Raw genomic sequence first — 24,886 nt, forward strand, 5'->3', positions numbered from 1 at the left:
GAATTCGGGCGCGAAGAAGAATTTGATCCTTGGAATTTGGCGATTCTCCCCTTCCCGCCGGGAAGGGGTGTGGGACAAGGGGGATGGGAACCTTACAAGGGAGTCCCTTGCCCCGCCGGGGCGAGGGAGTGGGAAGGGAGTGGGGTACCCCCTTTAGGGGTGCGCGCGCGGTTTTGGGATCGAAAAAGTCTATGCGATGCGGAAAGGGATCGAGCGGATCCATTATTCGAAAAAGGAGGTGCGAGTGGACTACGCCTATGGGCAATATTTGGAGCCGCCGACAACGGAGTCCTCTTCCTCCGACAGCCCAGGATTTAAGCATTTTTCCGACGATGAACGAATGACAAACGCGGGGGGCCTTCTTCCCATCCGGAGCGCGGAGGGTGGAGCGGCCCCGTCCGTCATGGCTTCGTTTTCCGGACCCATTGGAGCGCATCGCCCCGCTTCGGATTCCCCCTCCGGCCCAACAAAAAAGCCCATCGGCTTCGCACCAATGAGCCTCCCACCTCGGTTCGATACTTTCAGAAATGGCGGAAGGGGAGGGATTTGAACCCTCGAGGATCTTGCGACCCTACACGATTTCCAGTCGTGCCGATTCAGCCGCTCTCGCACCCTTCCAAAATGGACACTCATTGAATAGCCGTCTTGAGTTTGGATCTGTTGACCATCCCAACCCATAAATCCCACTGTTCAAGACGGGTCATTTTACCTTATTGATTGGGTTTTTTGCTGGAAAACCTCTGCGGTCAGGATCTAGAGCGTATAGCCGGAGGGGACGAAGGCGTTTTCTAGGTGGGTTACCATACCATTTTGAACGGAAACAATGTCAAACCGTAAATTTCGATTATTGAGAAAATGGGCTTTAACGAACATCAGGGCAGCTTTGGCGATGCGGGCTTGTTTGCGGGTCGTGACGGTTTCCGCGGGGGTTCCGTAAGCGTTGGATTTCCTTTCCCGCACTTCTACAAAAACCAGGGTATCCTTTTTCTCCATGATCAAATCGATTTCGCCCAGCCGTGTAGTGAAATTCTTTTCCACCAAGCGATAGCCTTTTTTCTCCAGATGGCGTAGAGCCAACTCTTCCGCATCTTGCCCTTGGGCTTGAGTGAAGGATCGGTGCGGGGATCCCTGGGGGTGAAGACGATTTCGAAGAAAGTTAAGCAACCGGTTCGAAGGGGAGTTCCGGGGCCAGGGCCGCCCTTACGGGGGCGTAACTCTTCCGGTGGAGGGGCGAAGGACCGTAGCGCCGCAGGGCGGCGGCGTGGTCGGGAGTTCCGTAGCCTTTGTTGTTGGCGAAGTTATACTGGGGAAATTTTTGATGGGCCTCTATCATCCAATGATCACGGGTCACCTTGGCCAATACACTGGCGGCGGCGATGGATGCACTTTTGCCATCCCCACCAACAACAGTTTGTTGACTTCGGGCGGGGATCTGGGGGATGCGGCGGTTTCCATCCACCAAAACAAGAGCCGGGGTGACGCCCAAGTCTTTGACGGCATGAGTCATGGCTTGAAAGGTGGCCTGGAGGATGTTGATTTTATCAATCACGTCTGGAAAAACCAATTGAACGGAAAAGTAGAGGGCCTGCTGACGAATTTTATCGAACAGTTTTTCTCGGACATCGGGGGATAGTTTCTTGCTGTCGTTCAGATCCGGCCAATGGGACTCAGGACTTAAAACAACGGCCGCCGCGGCCACCGGTCCGGCCCAAGGGCCCCGGCCCGCTTCATCCACCCCCGCCAAAATAAAAAAGCCCTTTTCGCGCCATGACTTGTCAAACGCAAAAAGGGCTTCCGGCATAGCCGGATCATATCAATCTTTTTGGGTTAGAGGGAAGCGGGGGCGGCCTCTTTGGGTTCGTTGACGGCCTTCTTTTTGGAGGCCCCCACGGGTTTGACCTCTTCAATTCGAGCGGCTTTCCCTGACAATTCACGGAGATAATAGAGCTTTGATCGACGGACTTTCCCGGACCGAAGGACTTTGATTCCCTGGATGCGCGGGCTGTGGAGGGGGAACGTGCGTTCGACTCCCACCCCGAAAGAAATTTTTCGAACGGTGAATGTGTTGGCAATGCCGTGGCCTCGTTGACGGATCACAACGCCTTCAAAGGCTTGAATACGGCGGGATTCCCCTTCAATGATTTCCACGTCCACGCGAACCACGTCACCCGGACGGAACTGACCGGGATCTTTTTTTAAAAAAGCGCTTTCAACTTTGTCGATAATGGTATTCATAACACGCTCACTTTTTAACGGTGCCCCGCCCACGGCGGGTCGTCAATGTTTGAATCAAATCGGGCCGCTTTTTTCTCGTGGCGCTTTGGGACGCCGCGGACCGCCACGCTTGGATCTTTTTGTGATTCCCTTCCAGGAGAACATCTGGCACCCGGCGACCGCGCCACTCAGCGGGCCGTGTGAAATGGGGGCAATCCAACTGGCCTTCCCATCCGGGGGCAAAAGAGTCCCATTTCAAAGAATCAGTTTCTTTTACAACACCAGGAACCTTTCGGACCACAGCGTCCACCACCGCCATGGCGGGGATCTCTCCCCCCGTCAGCACCGCTTCGCCAACGGAGACTTCTGAATCTACCCAATCAAAAATTCGTTCGTCGATCCCCTCGTAATGCCCTGCAATGAGGACCAAGCGTTTCTTCTTCACCAACGTGTCGGCCAGAGATTGAGAAAAAGGCCGCCCCTGGGGGGAAAGATAGATAACAAAAGGCCGACGTTGGTTTTTTCGGGACCCGGGACCCCGTAACGGCGTCCCCGCCCCCACCGCTTTCAGCGCACCAAGCAATGGTTCTGCTTTCAGGACCATTCCGGGGCCCCCGCCGTAGGATCGGTCGTCAGCGGTATGGTGCTTGTCCGTGGAAAAACCTCGGATATCCAAAACTCGGAGATCTACCAGCCCGCGCTGAGTGGCCTTTCCCAGCAAACTTTCACTGAACACCCCGTCAAACATTCGGGGGAACAGCGTTAAAACGTCAATACGGAGCGCCATGGAGGCGTTCCCCGTCTATTCTTCGCGTAGCTTGACGTCGATCCGTTCACTGCCCGTGGCAAAGGCAGCGCTGGCGAGAATCCGCAAGGAATCGATGGTCTTCCCGCGGCGACCAATCACTTTACCACGGTCTTCTGGGCAAACGTTCACTTCCACTGTTTTCTCTGTTTCCAACCAACGGACATCCACTTTTTCGGGTTGGTCCACCAAATTCTTAATGATGGAAGAGACCAACTCGACCGGGGAAGGCACAGCGAAAGAATTAGTTACTGGAAGCCACCCACGCGCCGGCTGTTTTTAGGGCCGTGCGAAGGGTGTCGGAGGCCTGAGCGCCTTGACTCAACCAATATTTCAGGCGTTCAGCGTCAACCGTGACCTTGTTGGTTTTATCGGTCGGGTGATAATGACCAATAATTTCCAAACTAGCGGCGTCGCGAGCCTTCCGGCTGTCCACCGCTACAATACGAAAATGAGGCGCTTTCGGGCGTCCCACCCGCTGCATACGTAAACGAACCATTGTTTTCTCCTCGATAAATGAGCGGCTCATTTTAACCTAATGGCCGCTCGCTGTCAAGAACATTGGAAATTTAATTGACGCCCATGGCGCTATTTAATAAAATGGCCTCCAGCTTCAACCTCGGAAGCTTCCTCGGTTGGGGTCCTATCCCATGCCAGATGAACGTGTGACCCTCACGGGGGCTTCCGAAGCCTCCACGCCATCCCCTGGCCCTGTCCCTGACGGGCTTCCTTCTCGTTTTTCGGGGCCCAAGGTTCAGTTAATCAATTCCTTTAAAGATCCCTTTAACAACGCTGTGGCCACAGCACGAACCTGTTACTCGGCATCAGTGGTTTTGCCTGAACATGTTGATAAAGATAGCAAATCACGGGCCCAACGGGACGCCATCGCGGTCAGTATTTATAAGGCCGGGCACCACACGACCCTGCAACATTCCAGTTTCCAGTTCGTTCTTGAAAATGTTTCCCGGCATTTTATTTGGTCCTTTCTTCACAGTCACCCGTTCTATAACAGTGAGCAGGTGAGCCAACGTTACGTGACCGTGGGCCCCGATCGACTCACCCTCCCTCCTCTCAAGGAACCGGCCCTTACCCTTTTTCGTGAAGCCGCCGGAAATCTAATGGAGGCCTATGGACGGTTGACCGAGATTCTTCTTCCCTCGGTTCGCGCCGAATACAAAAAGATTTTTCCGCTTCGGAATCCAGACCAAAAGCCCTGGGCCAAATTTGTGCAACGTAAATCCCAAGAAGTGGCCCGCTACGTTTTGCCCGTGGCGACCCAGGCCCATCTTTATCACACGGTGAGCGGATTGACGCTTCACCGCTACCATCGGCTTTGCCAAAGTTTTGATACCCCTTGGGAACAACGGATCGTGGTGGACAAGATGATTGCGGCTGTCCGGGAAGTGGACCCCCTTTTTACAGATCGCATGGAAGATCCCCTGCCTTTGGAAAGCACACCGGAATATCGGGCCCACCGGGAGTTCCATGGGAAAACCAAGCCGGCGCGGGAATTCATAAAGGAATTTGACGCTCGTCTTAAGCGGCGCAGTTCCTGTCTCGTGGATTATAAAGTTCACGGAGAAAAAGTCTTGGCCCAGGCGGTGCGCTCGGTGTTTGGCGTGCCCCAATCCATGATGTCCGATGAGGACGCCATCGACCGAGTTTTAAATCCGGCACGGAACCGTTACTTGGGGGAATCTCTCAATCTGGGAACGCACTCGAAGCTGTGCCGGACTCTGTCCCATATGCACTTTACCTTTGCCAAAAAAATTTCCCATACGGCGGATAGCCAGGACCAACGCCATCGGATGACGCCGGCGTCTCGACCCGTCTTGTCGGGCCATTTTGTGCCGGATCAGCCGGACTACATCACGCCTCTTTTAATCCGACAAACCCCCGAAGCCAAAGAATTTTATGATACCACGCTCACGGCTTTGTGGGGCCAGATTGAGCGACTGATGAACGATGGGGTTCCCGAAGAATTTGCCCTCTATCTTTTGCCAAACGCCGTCAGTGTTCGGTTTGACGAATCCGGCGATTTGTTGAATTTTCACCACAAATGGACCAAACGCTTGTGCTACACGGCCCAGGAAGAAATATGGAAGACCAGCCAAGAAGAAGTGCTTCAAGTTCAGCACATCGCTCCTCGGGTGGCGGCCCATTTGGGTGCGCCGTGCCAGCTCCGGTCGGTTTCCTCCACCCGCCCCTTTTGTCCGGAAGGGGACCGTTTTTGCGGTGTTGTGGTCTGGAAAAACAAAGTGGAAGATTACGAGCGACTTATTTAAAAAAAACCTCTCCCGGCCTACGGCCACCCTCTCCCGCTCGCGGGAGAGGGATGGGGTGAGGGTGGGGGGCATTACAAGGGTAGAGAGATTTTTCAGGAAATGGGAAGATATGTCCGGCTCGGTTTTTCGAACCTCTATGAATAAAGGGAAAATACCATGTCAACACTGATTGTTGTTGGGGCCCAATGGGGCGATGAAGGCAAAGGCAAAATCGTTCATCTTTTGGGAAAAAAGGCGGACATTATTGTTCGTTACCAGGGGGGGAACAACGCGGGACATACGGTTGTCTTTGACGGAAAAAAATTCATCCTCCATCAAATTCCCTCAGGGATTCTTCAGCCGGGTCGCCACTGTGTGATCGCCAATGGGGTGGTCATGGATCCCTGGGCCTTGCGGGAAGAAGCGCGGTTTTTAGCTTCTCGGAAGATTCGTGTGAAGGGACGCCTCTCCATCAGCGCCTGGGCTCACTTGATTTTGCCGTATCATCGGTACCTCGACGCCTTGCGAGAGTCCGGTCAAGGGAAAATAGGGACAACCAAACGGGGGATCGGGCCCGCTTATTCGGATAAGGTGGGCCGAGTGGGTGTTCGTCTCGCGGATTTCATGGATCCCGTGGTGTTTAAAGAACTTGTGGAGATCAATCTCAGCGCGAAGTCCCCTCTACTCACTCGTCTCATTTCTCTGAAAGACCTTCGCAAAGAGACCTTCAAAGGATACGATGGGTTGCGACGTTTTTTCGAGCCCCTGATGGCCGATACGCCCGCCTTGTTGCAAAAAGCCTTGGCCGCAGGGAAAAATATTTTGTTTGAAGGGGCTCAGGGGACGATGCTGGATGTGGATTTTGGAACGTATCCTTTCGTGACTTCGTCGAATCCTATCGCGGGGGCCGCGTGCGTGGGGTCCGGTGTGGGGCCCGCCGCCATTGACGAGGTTTTGGGTGTGGTGAAAGCGTATACGACACGCGTGGGTGACGGGCCTTTCCCCACCGAGCTGAAAGACGCCTTTGGGGACACGTTGCGGGCCCGGGGCCAAGAGTTCGGTGCGACGACGGGTCGTCCTCGGCGTTGCGGTTGGTTCGACGCGGTTGTGGTTCGCCACGCGGTCCGGATTAACGGGTTGACCCGGCTTGCCCTCACGAAACTCGACGTTCTGGAAGGAATCGATCCCATTCGGGTGTGCGTGGCTTATCGCGTGAACGGTAAGCTGGTGCGAGATTTTCCCGCCTCACGCCGAGGGCAGGCGGAGGCTACCCCTGTCTACAAAGAGCTCCCGGGTTTTAAGGGCGCTGTGAAAGGAATCACCCGTTACAAAGACCTTCCGGATCCCGCCAAAAAATATTGCCGGTTTCTCGAGCAAGAAGTGGGTGTTCCTATGGCCATGATCTCCATGGGACGAAGTCGGGAAGAAACGATCCTTTTGGATAAATCCTTCCGGTGGATCCCATGAAAGCCGTTCTCGCGTTAGAAACCGGCCGAGTTTTTGAGGGAGAGGCCTTTGGCGCAACGGGGGAAACCGCGGGTGAGGTGGTTTTTTGTACATCCATGACGGGGTATCAAGAAATTATGACAGACCCCTCCTACCAACGACAAATAGTCGTGATGACCTATCCTCATGTGGGCAACTACGGTACGTCGCCGGATTTTGACGAATCCAAGAAACCTCACGTGGCCGGGTATGTGGCCCGGGAGTTTAGCCCTGTCGCGAGTCACTGGAAATCCGTGGCGTCGATCGAAGACTATATGAAACAGAACGGGGTGGTCGGTCTTCACGGGATTGATACCCGTGCCTTGGTTCGCCATTTGCGGGACCTGGGGGTTTGCCGGGGAATTATTTCCACAGAGAACGTGGATCCCAAAACGCTTGTGGATCGGGCCAAAAATCAAATGGAGATGGCGGGAACGGATTTGGTGAAAGAGGTTTCGTGTCAGGCGCGGTATGCGTGGGTTCCCGCCCCGCTCGCTGTCCCTCCGACCGGAACGCCTGCCCCGCGTGCGGGGGAGGGCAAGAAAGTGGCCGTGATGGATTTTGGGGCGAAGAACAACATCATGAATTCCCTGGCGGCGTTGGGATGCGATGTGATGGTCTTTCCCGCGCGGACGTCGTTGGAGGATTTATTGCTGCATAAACCCGACGGAATCATGTTGTCCAATGGGCCGGGGGACCCGGCCGCGGTCACCTACGCGATCAATACGATTCGGGCCATTGTGAATCACAACACGACCACGGTCAACCCTGTCCCTGTTTTCGGCATTTGCCTGGGCCATCAGTTGTTGGGCTTGGCTCTTGGCGGGAAAACCTACAAGTTAAAGTTTGGCCATCGTGGGGCCAACCATCCGGTAAAAGATTTGACCACCGGAAAGGTGGAGGTGACCACCCAAAACCACGGGTTCGCCGTGGATGGGGATTCGTTTAAAGGAAAACCTGTCGAACTGACTCATATCAACTTGAACGACCAAACGTTGGAAGGGTTGCGACACAAAACCCTCCCCATGTTTTCCGTTCAATATCACCCCGAGGCGTGCCCCGGACCCCACGATGCCCACTACCTGTTCGAGCGGTTTTTGGGACTGATGAATAAGCGGGAGTCTAAATAGGATTGGAAACTGGCGCGGGGTTGGACCTCGGGGGACTGCCGAAGTGAACCTGGGTTTGGATTTCGCCGTTCAGTTGGTTCAAGAGGTGTCGCAACGACATTGCGTTTCGGTGTCGTATTTTTTAAAAACGGACTACCCATATGCCCAAACGAACAGATATTAAAACCATCCTTATCATTGGTTCTGGCCCCATTGTTATCGGGCAAGCTTGTGAATTCGACTATTCCGGTGCTCAGGCGGTCAAGGCTCTGAAGAATGAAGGCTATCGAGTGGTGTTGATCAATTCGAATCCCGCGACCATCATGACGGATCCGGAATTTGCTGACGCCACTTATGTGGAACCCTTAATTCCCTCGATGATTGAACGTATTATTGAAAAGGAAAAACCCGAAGTGATCCTGCCCACCTTGGGAGGCCAAACGGCACTTAATTTGGCTGTGGCTCTTCATGAGCGAGGCAGTTTGGTGAAATACGGGGTCGAATTGATCGGTGCGAAAGTGGAGGCCATTAAAAAAGCCGAAGACCGAGAGCTGTTTAAAAAAACCATGATCGGTATTGGATTGGATGTTCCGCGGAGTGGGGTGGCACGGTCGCTGGCCGACGCGGAACGGATTGCGGAGGAAATCGGGTTTCCTCTCATTATTCGCGCCTCGTTCACGTTAGGGGGAATCGGGTCCGCGATTGTTTACACGCGGGAAGAATTTTTGGCCGCCGCTCACCGCGGTTTGGACGCGAGTCCTATTCATGAGATTTTGCTTGAGGAAAGTGTGATCGGGTGGAAAGAATACGAGTTGGAGGTCATGCGAGACCGGGCCGACCAATGTGTGGTCATTTGTTCCATTGAAAATGTGGACGCCATGGGGGTTCATACGGGAGACTCCATCACCGTGGCTCCGGTGCAAACGCTCTCTGACCCTGACTATCAAAAACTGCGGGACCAAGCTTTTGCCTGCATCCGCGCCATTGGGGTGGAAACGGGGGGGTCGAACGTTCAGTTCGCTGTGGACCCCAAAACCGGCCGGACAGTGATTATTGAAATGAACCCCCGCGTGTCCCGCTCGTCGGCCTTGGCGTCCAAAGCCACGGGATTCCCGATCGCCAAAATCGCGGCGCTTCTGGCCGTGGGGTATACGTTGGACGAAATTCCTAACGATATCACCAAGAAGACTCCTGCCTGTTTTGAACCCGTCATCGATTATGTGGTCACCAAAATTCCCCGGTTTGCGTTTGAGAAGTTCACGGAAGCCGATCAGACACTGAACACCAGCATGAAATCCGTTGGAGAAGTGATGGCCATTGGGCGCACTTTTCGGGAATCGCTTCAAAAAGCTTTACGCGGTCTGGAAATCGGCCGATCGGGTCTCGGGGCGGACGGAAAATCCATCGTCCCCGCGGTGGACGCTATTGTTCAGCGCGGTCCAGTAGACGGGGATGACCCGGAACGGAAAAAATTGTTGGAAGATGTGGAACACAAATTGCGCGTGCCCAATTGCGATCGCATTTTTAATATCAAATACGCTTTTCAACTGGGACTCACGGTGGAAGATATTTGCCGGCTTTCGGGAATTGATCCCTGGTTCGTGCATCAGATTGGGATGATTTGGGAATTAGAGAAGGAAATTCGGGCGGAGGGGAAAAATTTGTCTGTGGACCTTCTCCGTCGGGCTAAACGGGACGGTTTTTCGGATATTCAAATTTCCTATTTAACGGGTCTAAAACCCGAGGCGGTGGCTAAAACCCGTAAGAAACACCTGCCGGTGACTTTTAAGAGGGTGGATACGTGTGCGGCGGAGTTCCCTGCGGACACCCCTTACTTTTATTCGACTTACGAAGAAGAGGACGAATCGCTTCCTTTGTCCAAGAAAGAGCGTGTGATCGTCTTGGGGGGTGGGCCCAACCGCATCGGTCAAGGGATCGAGTTCGATTACTGTTGTGTGCACGCGGCTTGGGCCATTAAGGAATGTGGCTACGAGACCATTATGGTGAACTGTAACCCGGAGACGGTTTCCACAGACTACGACACTTCTGACCAGCTCTTTTTTGAACCTCTGACGCTGGAAGATGTGGTGAATGTGGTGGAACGGACGAAGGCCAAGGGTGTCATTCCCCAGTTCGGTGGCCAAACGCCGCTGAATTTGGCGAAACCACTCCTGAAAGCGGGAGTGAAAATATTGGGAACGTCCGCCGATTCTATCGATATCGCGGAAGACCGGGAACGGTTCGGCGAATTGCTGACGAAATTGGAAATCCCCCATCCCGCCCACGGCACGGCCCGGAATTTGAAGGAAGCCGAAGCGGCCGCTGAAAAGGTGGGGTATCCGGTCATGGTTCGGCCTTCCTATGTGTTGGGTGGTCGGGCCATGGAAGTTGTTTTTGACAAGGAACAGTTGGTCGATTACATGCGGCGGGCACTGGATTCTGGCGCGGGTCTCCCTATCCTCTTGGATCGGTTTCTGGAAGACGCCAAGGAAGTGGACGTGGACGCCGTCTGTGACGGGAAAGAGGTTTTTATCGCCGGAATTATGGAGCATATCGAAGAAGCGGGTGTCCATTCCGGTGATTCGGCATGCGTTTTGCCTCCCCATAGCTTGGAACCACAGGTTTTGGAAGCGTTGACTCTCTACACCACCAAAATGGCGGTGGCTCTTCAGGTGAAGGGATTGATTAATATTCAATACGCTGTCCAAAACGGGACGGTGTACGTGTTGGAGGCTAACCCACGGGCCAGCCGGACCATCCCCTTCGTGTCGAAGGCCACGGGGGTTCCCTTGGCGAAGGTGGCCGCCATGGTGATGGTGGGGAAATCCTTGAAAGAAGTTTTGGAACCTTGGAAGGGGGTGATCGAAAAAAAGAAGCCTTGGTTTTCCGTCAAAGAAGTCGTGTTTCCCTGGATGCGTTTTCCGGAAGTGGATGTGGTGTTGGGCCCCGAAATGCGGTCCACGGGTGAAGTGATGGGCATCGATGTGGATTACGGCACGGCGTTTGGGAAATCTCAAGCGGCGGCCGGCGGTGCGTTGCCCAAAAAAGGGACCATTTTATTCAGTTTGCGGGAACGGGATCGGGAACAAGCTCTTCCCATCGCCCGGGCGTTTGAAAAAATGGGTTACGGACTGATGGGAACCCAGGGCACTTCGGACTTTTTACGGAAGAACGGCTTGAACATCGAGACCGTTAAAAAAATCGCGGAAGGTCGTCCCAATGTCTTGGACGTCATTAAGAACCGGGAAGTGGTGTTGGTTTTGAATACTCCCCACGGCCACCGGTCTCGCTCCGATGGGTTCCATATCCGCCGCACAGCACTCTTGTCAAACGTGCCCATCATCACCACCCACGCCGCGGCTCGCGCTGTGGTGGAGGGACTCCAGCAGTCAAGAGAGCGCCGCTGGGAAGCCCGCTCCCTCCAAGAGCTCTATAAATCCAGCCAAGCCTAAGCTTTTTACCCACCGCGGGGTATTGTCTTCCCAGCATGGAACGGAAAACTTAAGTTTAGGGGTGTTTCCTATCGAGTGGGAAGTGAACTGTGAAAAGGCTTCCTTGGGTTGACGTGCTGGAGACCGATATGGTTCCCCCGCCGTTTTCAACCAGGTGTTTCACAATGGAAAGCCCCAGTCCCGTTCCGCCTCGGTCTGTGGTGCGGGCTTTGTCCGTCCGATAAAATCGTTCAAAGATTCGGGGTTGGTCTTCCCTGGATATCCCCACCCCCGTGTCTTCCACCTCAAGGATCCCCATCCCCCCATCTCTTTTCGCCCGAACAGAAACTTGTCCATCGACCCGGTTAAATTTAATGGCGTTGTCCAAAAGATTAAAGAGAATTTGGGTGAGGGCGTCGGGCTCTAAAGAGAGAAACAAGGGGGCTTCGGGAAGTTGCAGATCAAGCGAGACGTGGTTTTTCTTTGCGAGCGGTTGGAACGCTTTAAAAACCCGAGTCACCACCTCCTGCAAAGGACAGGGGGATCGGGGGGAAGAGCTGGCCGGTTGTTCCAGCCGCGCGAGGTTCAAGAGATCCTCGATTAAACGTTGGAGCCGTTCTGTTTGATCTTGGGCGGTTTGAAGGAAATCGCGAGCGTGTTCAGGGTCTTCCATCGCGCCCTCCAACAATGTTTCCAGGGCCGCACGCAAAGCGGTCAGGGGCGTTTTTAATTCGTGAGAGACGTTAGCGACAAATTCCTTGCGGAGGTTTTCCAATCGACGGAGCGGAGTGATGTCGTGGAAAGTGAGAAGAGCCCCACTGAAATTTTCTTCCGATCGGATCGGGGCCGAACGAACCTCAAAAAGTCGTTCCGGTCCAGGGCCGAAGGACAATTCTTTCTTTTCCGCGGTTCCCTTCAAGAGGGTTCGGTCGAGAAGGACGCCTAATTCCCAGTGACGGAGGACCTCCCACAGGGGGTTCCCTAGGGCCTCCGTCAAGGAGCGGTTGAGAAGGGGTCCCACGGCGAGGTTCGCCAACACAATGCGTCGATCCTTATCCACCGCGAGGACCCCGTCGTTGAGCGAGTCCAGCAGGCTTTTTAAATAGTCGGGAGGCGTTTGGTGGAGTCCGGGGCGGATGGGTTCGAACACCACTTAATCGCTCCGGAAGCGATACCCCACATTTTTTACAGTGAGGATCCGATTTTTTTCAACCCCCAGTTTTGAACGGAGGCGGGCCACATGTTGATCGACGGTCCGTGTGTCAATATCAGCGGCGCGGTCTATCCCCCAGACGCGTTCGAGTATCGCCTCACGGGAAATAACTTTTCCATGGGAGGACCAGAGGACTTTAAGGAGTTCAAATTCTTTTCCGGTCAGGGGGACCGCTTTGGTTTCAAGCGTTAAAGTGTATTTGTCCATATCCAGCTCGAGTTTCCCTGAAGTGAGGATTTTCGATGTGACCACGGAATCTGACGCTGTTCGCCGCAGAAGGGTTTTGACGCGGGTTAACACTTCTCGAATCGAAAAGGGTTTCGTAACGTAGTCGTCGGCCCCCATTTCCAGCCCGACGATTTTGTCCACTTCGCTCCCTTTGGCCGTCAGCATCAGGATGGGAACGTTTTGGTCTGTGGCTCGAATCAAACGGCAGACCTCCAGGCCGTCCACTTTAGGGATCATGAGGTCGAGGATCACCAGGCGGGGCTTCGTGCGTCGAAATATGGCGATGGCGGTCTCGCCATCTTTCACCAGGAGGGGGTCGTAGCCTTCGCGACCTAAGTTGTAGGACAACAGCTTGCCAATGGCCGCGTCGTCCTCAACAACCAAAATCTTTGATTTCATTTATCCCAGGTTGGGTCGTCGGAACAGGGATCGGACGCGCGCCAGAAGCTCTTTTTCACCGAACGGTTTGGTGAGATAATCATCGGCGCCCGCGGTCAGGCCCGTGACCTTGTCGTCTTCTTTTTTTTGCCCAGTGAGCATTAAAATCAACACCCGGTCATCGGCTTCGCGAATTTCGCTACAGACAGTGACCCCATCTTTAATCGGCATGAAAACATCAAGGATCACCAGATCCGGTTTTTCCTTTTGGTAGAGGTCAATGGCGCCCTGTCCGTCGTTTGCGGCCCAAACCGTGTAGCCTTCCATTTCCAGCAAACGCTTGACAAAGAACGTGATGTCCCTTTCGTCATCGGCCACGACAATTTTTCCCATCGTCATTGATCCCTCCCCCTCAGTTCACGGCGCGGCGGCCCGAGAGCGCCTGAGCAAGTGTGTGTTCGTCAGCGTATTGAATGGCGCTCCCCGAAGGGAGGCCCGCGGCCAGGCGCGTCACCCGGACCCCGGCAGATTTTAAAAGGTCGGCCAGGTAGGCCGCCGTCGTTTCTCCTTCGACCGAAGGGTTCATGGCTAAAATGACTTCTTCCATCTTGTTTTCATTGACGCGGTTCAGGAGCAACTCAATGCGAAGCTCTTCTGGACCCACCCCGTCCAACGCGGAAAGAACCCCGCCCAGCACGTGGTATCCCCCACGAAAGGCGCGCGAGCGTTCCAAGGCGGCTAGGTCGCAGGATTCCTCCACCACGCAAAGTAAGTTCGTCTCCCGCTGGGGATCTTGGCATCGAGGGCAAGGGCTTGCGGCCCCTGCGCTTTCCATGTAATCCCCACAGGTGGGGCATCGACACATCTTCGTACGTGCCTCTAGGATACTTTTTTGAAGGGCGTCGGCCACCTCCCCTTTTCGAAGAAGATGCAGCGCGATTCGTTCGGCCATTTTCGGTCCGACGCCGGGAAGCCCCAGAATCGCGCACACCAAGTTATCCCAAACGCCTGTCATAGAACCCTTACTTCCCGTTGTCCACCCGGCGCACACGGCCCGGGAACTTCTCTAAGATTTTTCGTATTCCTGGATCTTGAGAGGCGAGGGATTCTGGAGGATCTTCTTCTCCCTCCACTGCCGATGTTCCAGGCGAAGCGTTATCGTCATCTGAATCGCTCTCCACCACCGCTTCCTCCTCTTCCATTGGGGGCGCGGCGGGGGGGGCGGCGGGTTTCTCTGTTTTTGGCAGGGCCGGACGGATTCTTTCAGGGGGAGGTTCGATCGCCATTTGCACCACAAACGACACGGGGATCTTTTTTCGGAGAGAATCCAGCCAAAGGGATTCTTGGGAGACCACCTGATTTTTTTGAAATTCCTGATCGAAGGAAAGTTTTAAAATATTTCCGGGCAAGGCGGACCAACGGGCCAAATGGAGAAATGTTTCAAGGGACGGTTTTTTGTGACCGATCTCGTTAACCATTGTTGCCCAGGCGGACCGAACCAAATCGGGGCCCCATTCTCCGGGTCCGACATGGAGTATCGGGACCGCGTCAGGGGGCGGTGGTTTCGGAGCCGTGGAGTCCGTCGTGGCTGGGGGGGCCTGCCTGACCGGGACAAAGGGAGAACTGTTTGATAATGTGGGTCGAGATTCACGCACAGGTGGGGGAGGGGACGAAAGGAGGGGCGCCCCTGACCGGAGCTCTTTTTCTAAAATTTCCAAACGTTCCACCAGCTCGGTCACGGACACGGCTTCCTGGGCGATCTCCAGGCACGCGAGTTCAAAGGTGACGCGGGGGGATTCACTCCGCCTCATATCGGCCACTGTCCGAGACAGAACCGCCAGGTCCCGTTCCACCCGCTCTGACGAAAGGACCGCGGACTCCTGTTCCAATTCCGCGCCGTCCGGCGCGCGAGGGTCCCGCACGCCGGCTTTCCATAAAAGGAGTCGATGCCGACGGTCCAACAGGTCCTCCGCGAGTTGGGAGAGATCCAGACCATCTTCAATGGCCGATTGGACGGCCTGGAGAACCCGTGTGGTTTCTCCGCTTTGAAGGGTTTCTGTGAAATGTCGTACAAATTCCCCTGGCAAAAGCCCCAGCAGGTTTCGGACATCCGCCACCTGGGCTCCCTGGGGGGAAAAAGCAATAACCTGATCCAAAAGGGACAGGGCGTCCCGCAGGGACCCATGGGCCGAACGGGCCACTTCGTGCAGGGCCGCGTCTTCCACGTTCAGTTTTTCCGATCCAACAATTGATTTAAGACGGTCGAATATATCGGTCAAATGAATGGATCGCAATTGAAACCGTTGGCAGCGGGAAAGAATCGTTTCCGGTATTTTTTGAGATTCTGTTGTGGCCATCATGAAGACCACGTGGGGAGGGGGTTCTTCCAGGGTTTTCAAAAGAGCGTTGAAGCCGTCTTTGGAGATCTGATGGGCTTCGTCAATAATAATGACCCGATAACGGGATCGTGCGGGGGCGTATTTAACGGTTTCGCGGAGTTCGCGAATTTGATCGATCCCCCGGTTGGAGGCACCATCAATTTCCAGCACATCGTCTGTGGAACTGCCGTTGGCAATTTCCACGCATTGGGGGCACTCCCCGCAGGGGTTGGGGGTGGGGCCCTTTACGCAATTAAGAGCCCGGGCCAGGATCCGGGCTGTGGTGGTTTTTCCGCATCCGCGCGGGCCGGAGAGCACATACGCGTGGGCCAAACGACCGCTGGCCAGGGCGTTGACCAATGTTTTGGCCACGTGTTCCTGGCCCACCAAGTCGTCAAAACTTTGGGGCCGGTATTTTCGCGCGAGGACAAGATAGGACATGGAATAACCCCCTCCTGAGGAGGCCCGACTAATCTACAACTTTTCCGTCGATGGGGTCAACGGGTCAGCTCTTGAGAGAGAGAACTTTTTTCTGGTATGCTTCCGTATCAAACTTTGATTTACAGCCGTTAGCGGTCATCCATCGAACCTGGCCGATCACGGGGCGGTTGAACCACGCGCGGTCGTGAACACCCCCGATGGACCAGGCGATTCCCGCATAGCCGTTGGGGTCCCGGCCATCTAGTTCATAGCGGTCGTTTAAATAAATGGCCGTGGCCTGGGCTTCCTCCGGGGTGGCGGACCACTCCAAAATCTTTTTGCACCAATACATTCTCATGTAGCCGTGCGTTTTCCCCCGTTTCGTCATTTCCCTTTGGGTGGCATTCCAGAGGGGGTCGTGGGTTTCGGCCTGTTCAAATATGTCCCGCGAGTAAAGGTAAGCCCGTTTGTCTCGGCGGTGGAGGTTGAGGCTTTTTTGGGCCCACTGAGGGAACCCTTCAAACGCGTCATACTGTTTGTTGTAGAGGCAATAATTGTCTGAAAGTTCCCGGCGAACGATCAATTCCTCCAGGAAATCTTGGCCTGAGTCTGTGTCCCAAGCTTGTCGACGAACTTCCCAGGCGACCTTTTGAGCCGAAACCTGACCGAAATGCAGGTAGGGGGAAAGGTCGGACTGTCCCTCCTCATTGGGGTTGTTGCGACGTGTGTTGTAAAAGCCCAAGCGGTTTTTGAGAAACAGCCCAAGGGTTTTTGCGCCGCCCGCTTCCCCGGGAGTGGCCCACGAAACCGCTGGGACCCGCGGGTCGGGTTTCAAACGAAGGAGAGTTTGATCCCAGTTCACGGGTAAGACGTTCCCGTTCCAAGGGAAGGGATGGCGTTGGAGCGGGGTGAATTCCGTGAGGAAATCGGAAAGGAGTTTATTGATTTTGGGCCGAAGGGTGTAAGCCCCGTATTCCTGTTTCGGTGAAGCCACCCAGGCCGGGACAATATTGTGGGCGTCAACTTCTTCGAAAGCAACGGGAATCCGATCGGCGACGGCGGCTTTCCAGAGGGATTTGAGACGGAGGGGATCGAAATCCGTGACGATAGCCCCGGCCTTGTGCTTTTGAGCGAACGCGGCCAGGGTTTCGGGAGGAGGGCCGAAAAGGATATGGAAGGAAATCCCCGCGGCCATCAGTCGCTTCTCGACTTGGGCCAATCCTTTCAGCATAAAGTCATAAGCGCGAAGAGGTGCGCCTAAAAAATCAGGGGCCAATGTAAAAACGACGGCCAAGGGGGTTTTTCTTTCCAGCGCTAACGCTTGGGCGCGGAGGAGGGCCCAATTGCCGGCCACCCGTTGGTCCCGGCTCATCCAGTAGAGGACGGGGCCCGGTCCAAGGGGCTCCGCGTTAAGTTTTCTCGCTCGGCGAGGATCCATCAGGCGCGAAAGATGAAATAGACGGCGCCGAGAACGCAAAGCGCGGCCCAGAGGTAATTTAATTTGATGGGTTGATCCATGTAAAAAACAGCGAACGGAACAAAAACGGCCAGCGAAATGACCTCTTGGAGGATTTTAAGTTGGGGAAGACTGAACACTGTGTATCCGATCCGGTTGGCGGGAACTTGAAGACAATATTCAAAAAAGGCAATCCCCCAACTGACCGTCGCGGCGAAAAACCATGTCCGATGCCCCAGGTTTTTTAAATGGGCATACCAGGCCGCGGTCATAAACAAATTGGACAAAACAAGAAGAACGATGGTTTTAGCGAAAACGGACACGGTGGCCTCCCGAGAATCCAAAGTGTAGTAAATTCATTTGGCGGGGGTATTGTTCTATTAGATAAACTAATGTAATATCCTTTCTCTATTTGAAAATAAAATGTAAACTGAGAGGGTGTTCTGCAGATTGAAACCTTAAAGCTCTTTTGCGATGTGGTCCGGCTGGGGAGTTTTTCTCGGTCCGCTGAAGTTCACCGCGTTACGCAATCTTCCGCCAGCCAAGCCGTTCATAGTTTGGAAATGGATCTGGGCGTTTCTCTCATCGATCGGTCGCGGCGCCCCTGGCGATTAACCGATTCAGGAAAGACCTTTTACGCGGGGTGCCGGGACCTGGTGGAAAATTACGAGGGGCTGGTGGGGCGGGTTCGCCGTTTCTCCGGGACAGCGGAAATTTGGGTGGCGGCCATCTATTCGGCGGGGTTGCGCCACCTCCAAGAATTTGTGGACGGTTTTGTAAAGAGTCATCCCGGGGTACGGGTTCACATGGACTATCTTCATCCCGACCGGGTTTTGGAGGCGGTGAAAGAGGGGGCTGTGGATTTGGGGCTTGTTTCTTTTCCGCGAGCGGGCCGGGATTTGGAAGTTTTCTCGTGGCGGGAGGAGCCGATGGTTCTGGTGTGCCCGGCCTCCCACCCGTGGGCCAAAGAAAAATCAATGGATCCCGCCCGGTTGGACGGCCAACCTTTTGTGGCTTTTGATCGGGGGCTTGTCATCCGCCGGGAAGTGGACCGGTATTTAAAAAAAAGTCACGCGGGGGTCCATGTGGCCTTAGAATTCGATAATATAGAGGCCATTAAGCAGGCTGTGGAGATCGGGTCTGGTCTATCGATTTTACCCGAACCCACACTGGACCGGGAAGTCCGGGGGGGGACATTGGCTTTTGTTCCGCTCAAAGGCCGGCGGTTTCTCCGTCCGCTGGGAATTGTGCGGCGGCGCGGGCACACGGCGCCTATGCAGGAAGAATTTATTCGCTGTCTTCGTGAAAACGAACGGCAGACGTCCAAGGTGAAGGTGATACGGTGACGACACGAAACGAAGCGCCTGGAAAACAAGGGTTATACGATCCGCAATTTGAACACGACGCCTGTGGCATCGGGTTTGTGGTCAATATTAAAGGGAAGAAATCCCATGAGATTGTGACCCAATCCCTCGAAGTATTGAACAATCTTAACCATCGGGGTGCCTGTGGATGTGAAGCCAACACGGGCGACGGGGCGGGCGTGTTAATTCAGATCCCCCACGCGTTTTTAGTGAAGGTGGCTTTAAAAGAGAAGATCGCTCTCCCGGAGTTGGGTCATTATGGCGTGGCCATGATGTTTTTGCCTCAAGATCCCAAAGCGCGACAGGAAGCCGAACAGGGTTTTAAAAAAATTGTCCAAGAAGAGGGGCAGCTGTTCTTGGGATGGCGAACCGTCCCCACCGACAACTCCGCTTTGGGGCCCACCGCGCGGGCGGGGGAACCCTTTATTCGTCAGGCTTTTATCCAACGGGCCGCCTCTCTTTCAGACGGGGCCGCTTTCGAGCGCGCCCTTTACATTATTCGAAAACGAGCCGAACATACCCTCCGATTCTCGGATGCAAACGGGTCCAATCGTTTTTATATCCCCAGCCTTTCTTCGCGAACCATCGTGTACAAAGGGATGCTTTTGGTCAACCAAATGGAAGACTTTTACCCCGAATTGCGCGACCCCGACATGGTGTCCGCTTTGGCGTTGGTCCATTCCAGGTTTTCCACGAACACGTTCCCCAATTGGAACCGCGCGCACCCCTACCGTTACATCATTCACAACGGCGAAATCAACACCTTGCGCGGGAACGTGAATTGGATGCACGCCCGGGAGTCGCTCCTCAAATCCGATGTGTTTGGAAAGGATTTGGCCCGCCTGTTGCCTGTGATTGACACGGACGGATCCGATTCGTCCATGTTTGATAACTGCTTGGAATTTCTCGTGTTGGCCGGGCGAAGCCTGCCCCACGCCATGATGATGATGATCCCCGAACCGTGGGCGAATCACGAGAGCATGTCGGAAGAGAAAAAAGCTTTCTACGAGTATCACGCCTGTTTGATGGAACCCTGGGACGGCCCGGCGTCCATTGGGTTCACCGATGGGGTCCGCGTGGGCGCGGTGTTGGATCGAAACGGTCTTCGTCCTTCGCGCTATGTGGTCACCAAAGAGGATTTCGTCGTTTTGGCCAGCGAGGTGGGGGTGTTGGACATTGCCCCAGAACGGGTGGTCCAGAAGGGGCGTCTTCAGCCGGGGCGAATGCTTTTGATCGATACGGAAGAGGGGCGGATTATTTCAGACGATGAAATTAAAAAGAAAGTGGCGTCCGAGCACCCCTATCGGGAATGGTTGGACAAAAATCTGATTGCTCTGGACGACCTGGTGGACCACGACAAACCCGTTCACGAGGCCCATGGAACCGTGGTGCAACGGCAACAGGTGTTCGGCTACAACTACGAAGATTTGCGTGTGGTCATGGAGCCCATGGCCCGGAACGGAGTGGAACCTGTGGGCGCCATGGGGACGGACACGCCTCTGGCTGTGCTCTCGGACCGTCCTCAACTGCTCTCCCACTATTTCAAACAGCTTTTTGCCCAGGTCACCAACCCACCGATCGATTGTATTCGCGAAGAGATTGTGACCTCGGCTTCCGTCACCATTGGCGGCGAGCGCGATATCCTTCATCCCTCTGCTGAAAGCAGTCGATTGATTGAACTGAAAAGCCCCATCCTCACCAACGAACAATTGGAAAAACTTCGCCAGGTCAAAGAACCGGGATTCCGGTCGGTGACCCTGCCGATTCTTTTCGACCCGCAGAAAGGCGGGGAGGGGCTCCGTCTCGCGATGGACGATCTGTTTGCCGCTGCGGATCGTGCGGTAGCGGGAGGGGTGAACCTCTTGATCCTCTCCGATCGTGGCGTGGGGCCAACGAAAGCGCCGATCCCCGCGCTTTTGGCCGTGGCGGGTCTCCATCACGACATGATCCGGAAAGGGACGCGTATGAAGGTCGGTCTTGTTTTAGAATCCGGAGAACCTCGGGAAACCCATCACTTCGCGGTCCTTTTGGGTTACGGCGTGGGGGCGGTGAACCCCTACTTGGCCTACGAAACCATCGACGATATGATTCACCAGGGGATGCTCGTGGGGTTGGACCACAAGACCGGGGTTAAAAATTACGTGAAAGCCGCGACGAAAGGGGTGGTGAAGACGATTTCCAAAATGGGGATTTCGACCATTCAAAGTTATGGCGGAGCTCAAATTTTCGAAGCGGTGGGGCTGAATCAGGAGGTGATCGAGAAATATTTTACGTGGACCCCCTCCCGCGTGGGCGGGGTGGGCCTTGAGGTGATTGCCGAAGAGGCGCGACGACGTCACCACCGGGCTTTTCCCGAAATCTCCACGGACACCCACGTGTTGGACGCGGGCGGGAATTACCAGTGGCGAAAAGAAGGGGAACGGCATTTGTTCAATCCCGAAACCATCCATCGGTTGCAGTCCGCGTGCCGAACCAATCGTTACGACATCTACCAAAGTTACGCGGAACTTGTGAACAATCAGTCCAAGGAACATTTTACGTTGCGAGGTCTTTTGGAACTGAAAGACGCGGAACATCCGGTTCCCATTGAAGAAGTGGAGTCTGTGGACGACATCGTGAAACGGTTTAAAACCGGAGCCATGAGTTACGGTTCAATTTCTCAAGAGGCCCATGAGTCGTTGGCCATTGCCATGAACCGACTGGGCGGAAAGTCGAACACCGGGGAGGGGGGCGAAGATCCCGAACGCTACAAGCTCCTTCCGAACGGGGATTCCAAGAACAGTGCCATTAAGCAGGTGGCGTCGGGCCGGTTTGGCGTGACGAGCCTTTATTTGGTCAACGCCCGGGAACTTCAGATCAAAATGGCCCAGGGCGCTAAACCGGGAGAGGGGGGGCAATTGCCGGGGACCAAGGTGTATCCCTGGGTGGCCCGAACCCGTCATACCACGGCGGGCGTGGGGTTGATTTCACCGCCGCCCCATCACGATATTTATTCGATCGAAGATTTGGCCGAACTGATTCATGACTTGAAGAACGCCAATCACCTGGCGCGGATCAGTGTGAAGTTGGTGGCGGAAGTCGGGGTGGGCACCGTGGCGGCGGGTGTGGCCAAGGCCCACGCGGACGTGGTGTTGATCTCCGGTTTCGATGGGGGAACAGGGGCATCCCCTCAATCGTCCATCAAACACGCGGGACTCCCTTGGGAATTGGGGTTGGCGGAAACCCACCAAACCCTGGTGTTGAACAATCTCCGGAGTCGGATCACCATCGAGACGGACGGGCAATTGAAGACGGGTCGGGACATGGTGATTGCGGCGCTTCTCGGGGCGGAAGAGTTTGGTTTCGCCACAGCCCCGTTGGTGGTTCTGGGCTGTGTGATGATGCGGGTGTGCCATTTGAACACGTGCCCCGTGGGGGTGGCCACCCAAGATCCTAAATTGCGGAAGAAATTTACAGGCGATCCCGCCCACGTCGTTCATTTCATGCGCTTCGTTGCCCAAGAGGCTCGGGAATACATGGCCCGGATGGGTTTTCGCTCCATCAATGAAATGATTGGTCGGGTGGATCGGTTGGAGAAGCGGAAAGCGGTGGATCATTGGAAAGCCAAAGGAATCGATTTCTCATCGATACTTTTTTCACCTCAGGTGGGTCCCGAAGTGGGGCGTTACCGGCAGATGGATCAAGATCACGGGTTGGACGCGTCGCTCGATCGCCGGGTTCTTTTTGATTTGTGTCAGCCGGCCCTGGAACGGGGCGAGAAAGTGAAGGCCACGGTACCCATTCGCAACCGGGATCGGGTGGTGGGGACCCAGGTGGGCAGTGAATTGACTCGGCGGTATGGGTCGAAAGGGTTGCCGGACGACACCATCGAATTAAAGTTCCAGGGGTCCGCGGGGCAAAGTTTTGGGGCGTTCTTACCGCGGGGGATGACGCTCGCGCTGGAAGGGGACGCCAACGATTATTTCGGCAAAGGACTTTCGGGGGGGAAACTTATATTGACGCCTCCCCTGGCGGCCGCCTATGTGCCAGAGGAAAACATTATTGTTGGCAACGTGGCCTTCTATGGGGCCACGTCCGGGGAAGCCTATGTTCGCGGGTTGGCCGGGGAGCGGTTCGGTGTTCGGAATTCCGGTGTGCACGCGGTGGTGGAAGGCGTGGGCGACCACGCTTGTGAATACATGACCGGGGGACGGGTTTTGGTTCTGGGACCCACGGGCCGAAACTTTGGTGCCGGGATGACGGGAGGGGTGGCTTACGTCTGGGATCGGGCCGGGGATTTCCGCGCCAAAGTGAATAAAGAAATGGTGGAAGTCGAGCCGATGGAAGAAGAGGACGTGCAAGAAGTCCATGGACTTTTGGTTCGTCACCTCCTCTACACGACCAGCACCGCGGCCAAACGAATTTTGGAAGAGGGGCCCGCGTTGATTCGAACCTTTGTGAAAGTGATGCCCCGGGATTATAAGCGAATGATTTCAACCATTAAAAAAATGCACCAGGCCGGCATGACCGGGGACCAGGCCATCATGGCCGCTTTTGAAGAGAACGCGCGCGATTTATCGCGGGTGGGAGGAAATTAAATGAACGCCAAAAAAAATACGGAGAAACACAACCCCTCCACGGCGTCTTCGGGATTGAACCCCAAACCTTTGGGGGTTTCTAAACCCACAGGGTTTATGCGCTTCAAACGAGAATTGCCTTCGGACGCGAACCCCACGGAACGTATCCGCCATTGGGAAGAGTTTCACGAATCCATGCCGGAGGAATCTCTTCGCCAGCAGGGCGCCCGGTGCATGGATTGCGGTGTCCCTTTTTGCCACACGGGAAACCTGGTGGCGGGCATGGCGTCGGGTTGCCCCATCAATAACCTGATACCGGAATGGAACGATTTGGTGTTTCGCGGTTTGTGGGAAGACGCTCTGGATCGTCTCCATAAGACCAACAATTTCCCGGAGTTCACCGGGCGCGTGTGCCCGGCGCCCTGCGAGGGATCCTGTGTGTTGGGGATTTCCGACCCGCCGGTCACGATCAAAAATTTGGAAGCGTCGATTATCGATCGAGGATTTGCGGAGGGGTGGGTGAGACCTCAACCGCCCCGGAAGCGCACGGGCAAGAAGGTTGCTGTCGTCGGATCGGGGCCGGCGGGGTTGTCCGCGGCGGCCCAATTAAATCGTGCCGGTCACACGGTCACCGTTTTTGAACGGGCCGATCGGGTGGGGGGGCTCTTGATGTACGGAATCCCCAACATGAAACTGGACAAAGAGGTGGTTCAGCGTCGTGTGGATCTGATGGCCAAGGAAGGTGTGACCTTCTTGACAGGGACCGACGTGGGGAAAAACTACCCCATCGAAAAACTCCGGAAAGGATTTGACGCGGTGGTCTTGGCCATTGGGGCGACCCTTCCCCGGGATCTCCGCGTCCCGGGACGAGAGTTTAAGGGCATCCACCCTGCCATGGATTATCTTCACGCCAACACGAAGAGCCTTTTGGACACCCACCTCAAAGAGCCTCCCGCCATTTTTGCGGCGGGAAAGGACGTGGTGGTCATAGGGGGCGGAGACACGGGAACCGATTGTGTGGGGACCGCGCTTCGTCAGGGGGCGAAAAGTCTGGTCCAGTTTGAGATCCTTCCCCGTCCACCGGAGAAACGAGCGCCCGATAACCCTTGGCCCCAATGGCCGAAAATTTTTCGAACAGACTACGGTCAAGAAGAGGCGGCCGCGGTGTTCGGGGAAGACCCGCGCCAGTTCTTGATTTCCACCACCCGTTTCGAGTGCGGGGAACAATCCAAGCGGGTGAAAGAAGTCCACACGGTTCAAATCCAATGGACCAAAGACGCGAAAGGGGCGTTCGTCCCGACGCCTGTTCCGGGAACGGAAAAAGTTTGGCCGGCCCAGTTGGTTCTGTTGGCCATGGGTTTTTTGGGTCCCGAGGAAGGGCTTCTGAAAGACCTGGGGGTGGAACGGGATGCGAGGTCCAACATCAAGGCAGAGCACGGCCGGTTTGTGACCAACGTGCCCGGTGTTTTTGCCGCCGGGGATTCCCGGCGCGGCCAAAGCCTTGTGGTCTGGGCCATTAACGAGGGCCGTGGGGCGGCCCGCGAAGTGGATCGTTTTCTCATGGGGCACACGGATCTTCCGTAAG

20 protein-coding genes and 1 tRNA gene are annotated in these 24,886 nt (G+C 55.2%); 7 read left to right on the forward strand and 14 right to left on the reverse strand.

Annotated features, from left to right (window positions below; genetic code table 11):
• Positions 1-528: 528 nt before the first annotated feature.
• The 7 genes from JNK54_05155 to rpsP form a co-directional block, all read right to left on the reverse strand.
• Positions 529-618 (reverse strand) — tRNA-Ser (locus JNK54_05155).
• A 135-nt stretch (positions 619-753) separates the two neighbouring features.
• The gene (locus tag JNK54_05160; protein MBL8023654.1) at positions 754-1,164 is read right to left on the reverse strand and encodes a YraN family protein; all 411 of its coding nucleotides are present in this window, start codon (positions 1,162-1,164) and stop codon (positions 754-756) included.
• Positions 1,157-1,801 carry a ribonuclease HII gene (locus JNK54_05165; GenBank protein MBL8023655.1) on the reverse strand — a complete coding sequence of 215 codons (645 nt, stop codon included), beginning with the start codon at positions 1,799-1,801 and terminating at the stop codon, positions 1,157-1,159. The genes JNK54_05160 and JNK54_05165 overlap by 8 nt, the downstream gene beginning before the upstream one ends.
• Positions 1,802-1,827: 26 nt before the next feature.
• On the reverse strand, positions 1,828-2,235 hold the full coding sequence (gene rplS, locus JNK54_05170; GenBank protein MBL8023656.1) for a 50S ribosomal protein L19: 408 nt from the start codon (positions 2,233-2,235) through the stop codon (positions 1,828-1,830).
• Positions 2,236-2,242: 7 nt separating this feature from the next.
• Positions 2,243-3,001 (reverse strand): tRNA (guanosine(37)-N1)-methyltransferase TrmD, encoded by a 759-nt coding sequence (trmD, locus tag JNK54_05175; protein MBL8023657.1) that lies wholly within the window; start codon positions 2,999-3,001, stop codon positions 2,243-2,245.
• Positions 3,002-3,016: 15 nt separating this feature from the next.
• Positions 3,017-3,253, reverse strand: a complete 237-nt coding sequence (locus JNK54_05180; GenBank protein MBL8023658.1) for a KH domain-containing protein — start codon at positions 3,251-3,253, stop codon at positions 3,017-3,019.
• Between the two features lie 10 nt (positions 3,254-3,263).
• Complete coding sequence (gene rpsP, locus JNK54_05185; GenBank protein ID MBL8023659.1) at positions 3,264-3,518, reverse strand: 30S ribosomal protein S16; 255 nt, start codon at positions 3,516-3,518, stop codon at positions 3,264-3,266.
• Between the two features lie 151 nt (positions 3,519-3,669).
• On the opposite strand from rpsP, the gene JNK54_05190 reads away from it, so the two are divergent.
• The 4 genes from JNK54_05190 (at position 3,670) to carB (ending at position 11,329) form a co-directional block, all read left to right on the forward strand.
• A complete protein-coding gene (locus JNK54_05190; GenBank protein ID MBL8023660.1) occupies positions 3,670-5,304 on the forward strand; it encodes an FAD-dependent thymidylate synthase in 1,635 nt (544 codons plus the stop codon).
• Positions 5,305-5,460: 156 nt separating this feature from the next.
• Complete coding sequence (locus tag JNK54_05195; GenBank protein MBL8023661.1) at positions 5,461-6,750, forward strand: adenylosuccinate synthase; 1,290 nt, start codon at positions 5,461-5,463, stop codon at positions 6,748-6,750.
• Positions 6,747-7,898 (forward strand): glutamine-hydrolyzing carbamoyl-phosphate synthase small subunit, encoded by a 1,152-nt coding sequence (gene carA / locus JNK54_05200; GenBank protein ID MBL8023662.1) that lies wholly within the window; start codon positions 6,747-6,749, stop codon positions 7,896-7,898. The genes JNK54_05195 and carA overlap by 4 nt, the downstream gene beginning before the upstream one ends.
• 140 nt (positions 7,899-8,038) lie before the next feature.
• A complete protein-coding gene (carB, locus tag JNK54_05205; GenBank protein ID MBL8023663.1) occupies positions 8,039-11,329 on the forward strand; it encodes a carbamoyl-phosphate synthase large subunit in 3,291 nt (1,096 codons plus the stop codon).
• Positions 11,330-11,384: 55 nt separating this feature from the next.
• On the opposite strand, the gene JNK54_05210 is transcribed toward carB, so the two are convergent.
• From JNK54_05210 to JNK54_05240, 7 genes are all read right to left on the reverse strand, one after another.
• Positions 11,385-12,458 (reverse strand): PAS domain-containing protein, encoded by a 1,074-nt coding sequence (locus tag JNK54_05210; protein ID MBL8023664.1) that lies wholly within the window; start codon positions 12,456-12,458, stop codon positions 11,385-11,387.
• A 3-nt stretch (positions 12,459-12,461) separates the two neighbouring features.
• Positions 12,462-13,148, reverse strand: coding sequence for a response regulator transcription factor (locus JNK54_05215; GenBank protein ID MBL8023665.1), 687 nt, complete (start codon positions 13,146-13,148; stop codon positions 12,462-12,464).
• Positions 13,149-13,526, reverse strand: coding sequence for a response regulator (locus JNK54_05220; GenBank protein ID MBL8023666.1), 378 nt, complete (start codon positions 13,524-13,526; stop codon positions 13,149-13,151).
• Between the two features lie 13 nt (positions 13,527-13,539).
• Positions 13,540-14,142 (reverse strand): recombination protein RecR, encoded by a 603-nt coding sequence (gene recR / locus JNK54_05225; GenBank protein MBL8023667.1) that lies wholly within the window; start codon positions 14,140-14,142, stop codon positions 13,540-13,542.
• A gap of 7 nt (positions 14,143-14,149) precedes the next feature.
• Positions 14,150-15,946 carry a DNA polymerase III subunit gamma/tau gene (dnaX, locus tag JNK54_05230; protein MBL8023668.1) on the reverse strand — a complete coding sequence of 599 codons (1,797 nt, stop codon included), beginning with the start codon at positions 15,944-15,946 and terminating at the stop codon, positions 14,150-14,152.
• Positions 15,947-16,010: 64 nt separating this feature from the next.
• Entirely contained in the window at positions 16,011-17,363 is a 1,353-nt protein-coding gene (locus JNK54_05235; GenBank protein MBL8023669.1) for a deoxyribodipyrimidine photo-lyase, read from the reverse strand.
• Positions 17,363-17,704 (reverse strand): DMT family protein, encoded by a 342-nt coding sequence (locus tag JNK54_05240; GenBank protein MBL8023670.1) that lies wholly within the window; start codon positions 17,702-17,704, stop codon positions 17,363-17,365. The genes JNK54_05235 and JNK54_05240 overlap by 1 nt, the downstream gene beginning before the upstream one ends.
• A gap of 153 nt (positions 17,705-17,857) precedes the next feature.
• Here JNK54_05240 and JNK54_05245 point away from each other — a divergent pair, with 153 nt between their 5' ends.
• Genes JNK54_05245 through JNK54_05255 form a run of 3 tightly spaced genes read left to right on the forward strand, consistent with a single transcriptional unit; the run spans position 17,858 to position 24,885 of the window.
• Positions 17,858-18,727 (forward strand): LysR family transcriptional regulator, encoded by an 870-nt coding sequence (locus JNK54_05245; protein ID MBL8023671.1) that lies wholly within the window; start codon positions 17,858-17,860, stop codon positions 18,725-18,727.
• Positions 18,724-23,322 carry a glutamate synthase large subunit gene (gene gltB / locus JNK54_05250; protein MBL8023672.1) on the forward strand — a complete coding sequence of 1,533 codons (4,599 nt, stop codon included), beginning with the start codon at positions 18,724-18,726 and terminating at the stop codon, positions 23,320-23,322. The genes JNK54_05245 and gltB overlap by 4 nt, the downstream gene beginning before the upstream one ends.
• Positions 23,323-24,885, forward strand: a complete 1,563-nt coding sequence (locus tag JNK54_05255; protein ID MBL8023673.1) for a glutamate synthase subunit beta — start codon at positions 23,323-23,325, stop codon at positions 24,883-24,885.
• Position 24,886: the final 1 nt, after the last annotated feature.

The sequence above is a fragment of the Elusimicrobiota bacterium genome (assembly GCA_016788905.1).
Taxonomy (GTDB): Bacteria; Elusimicrobiota; Elusimicrobia; order FEN-1173; family FEN-1173; genus JADKHR01.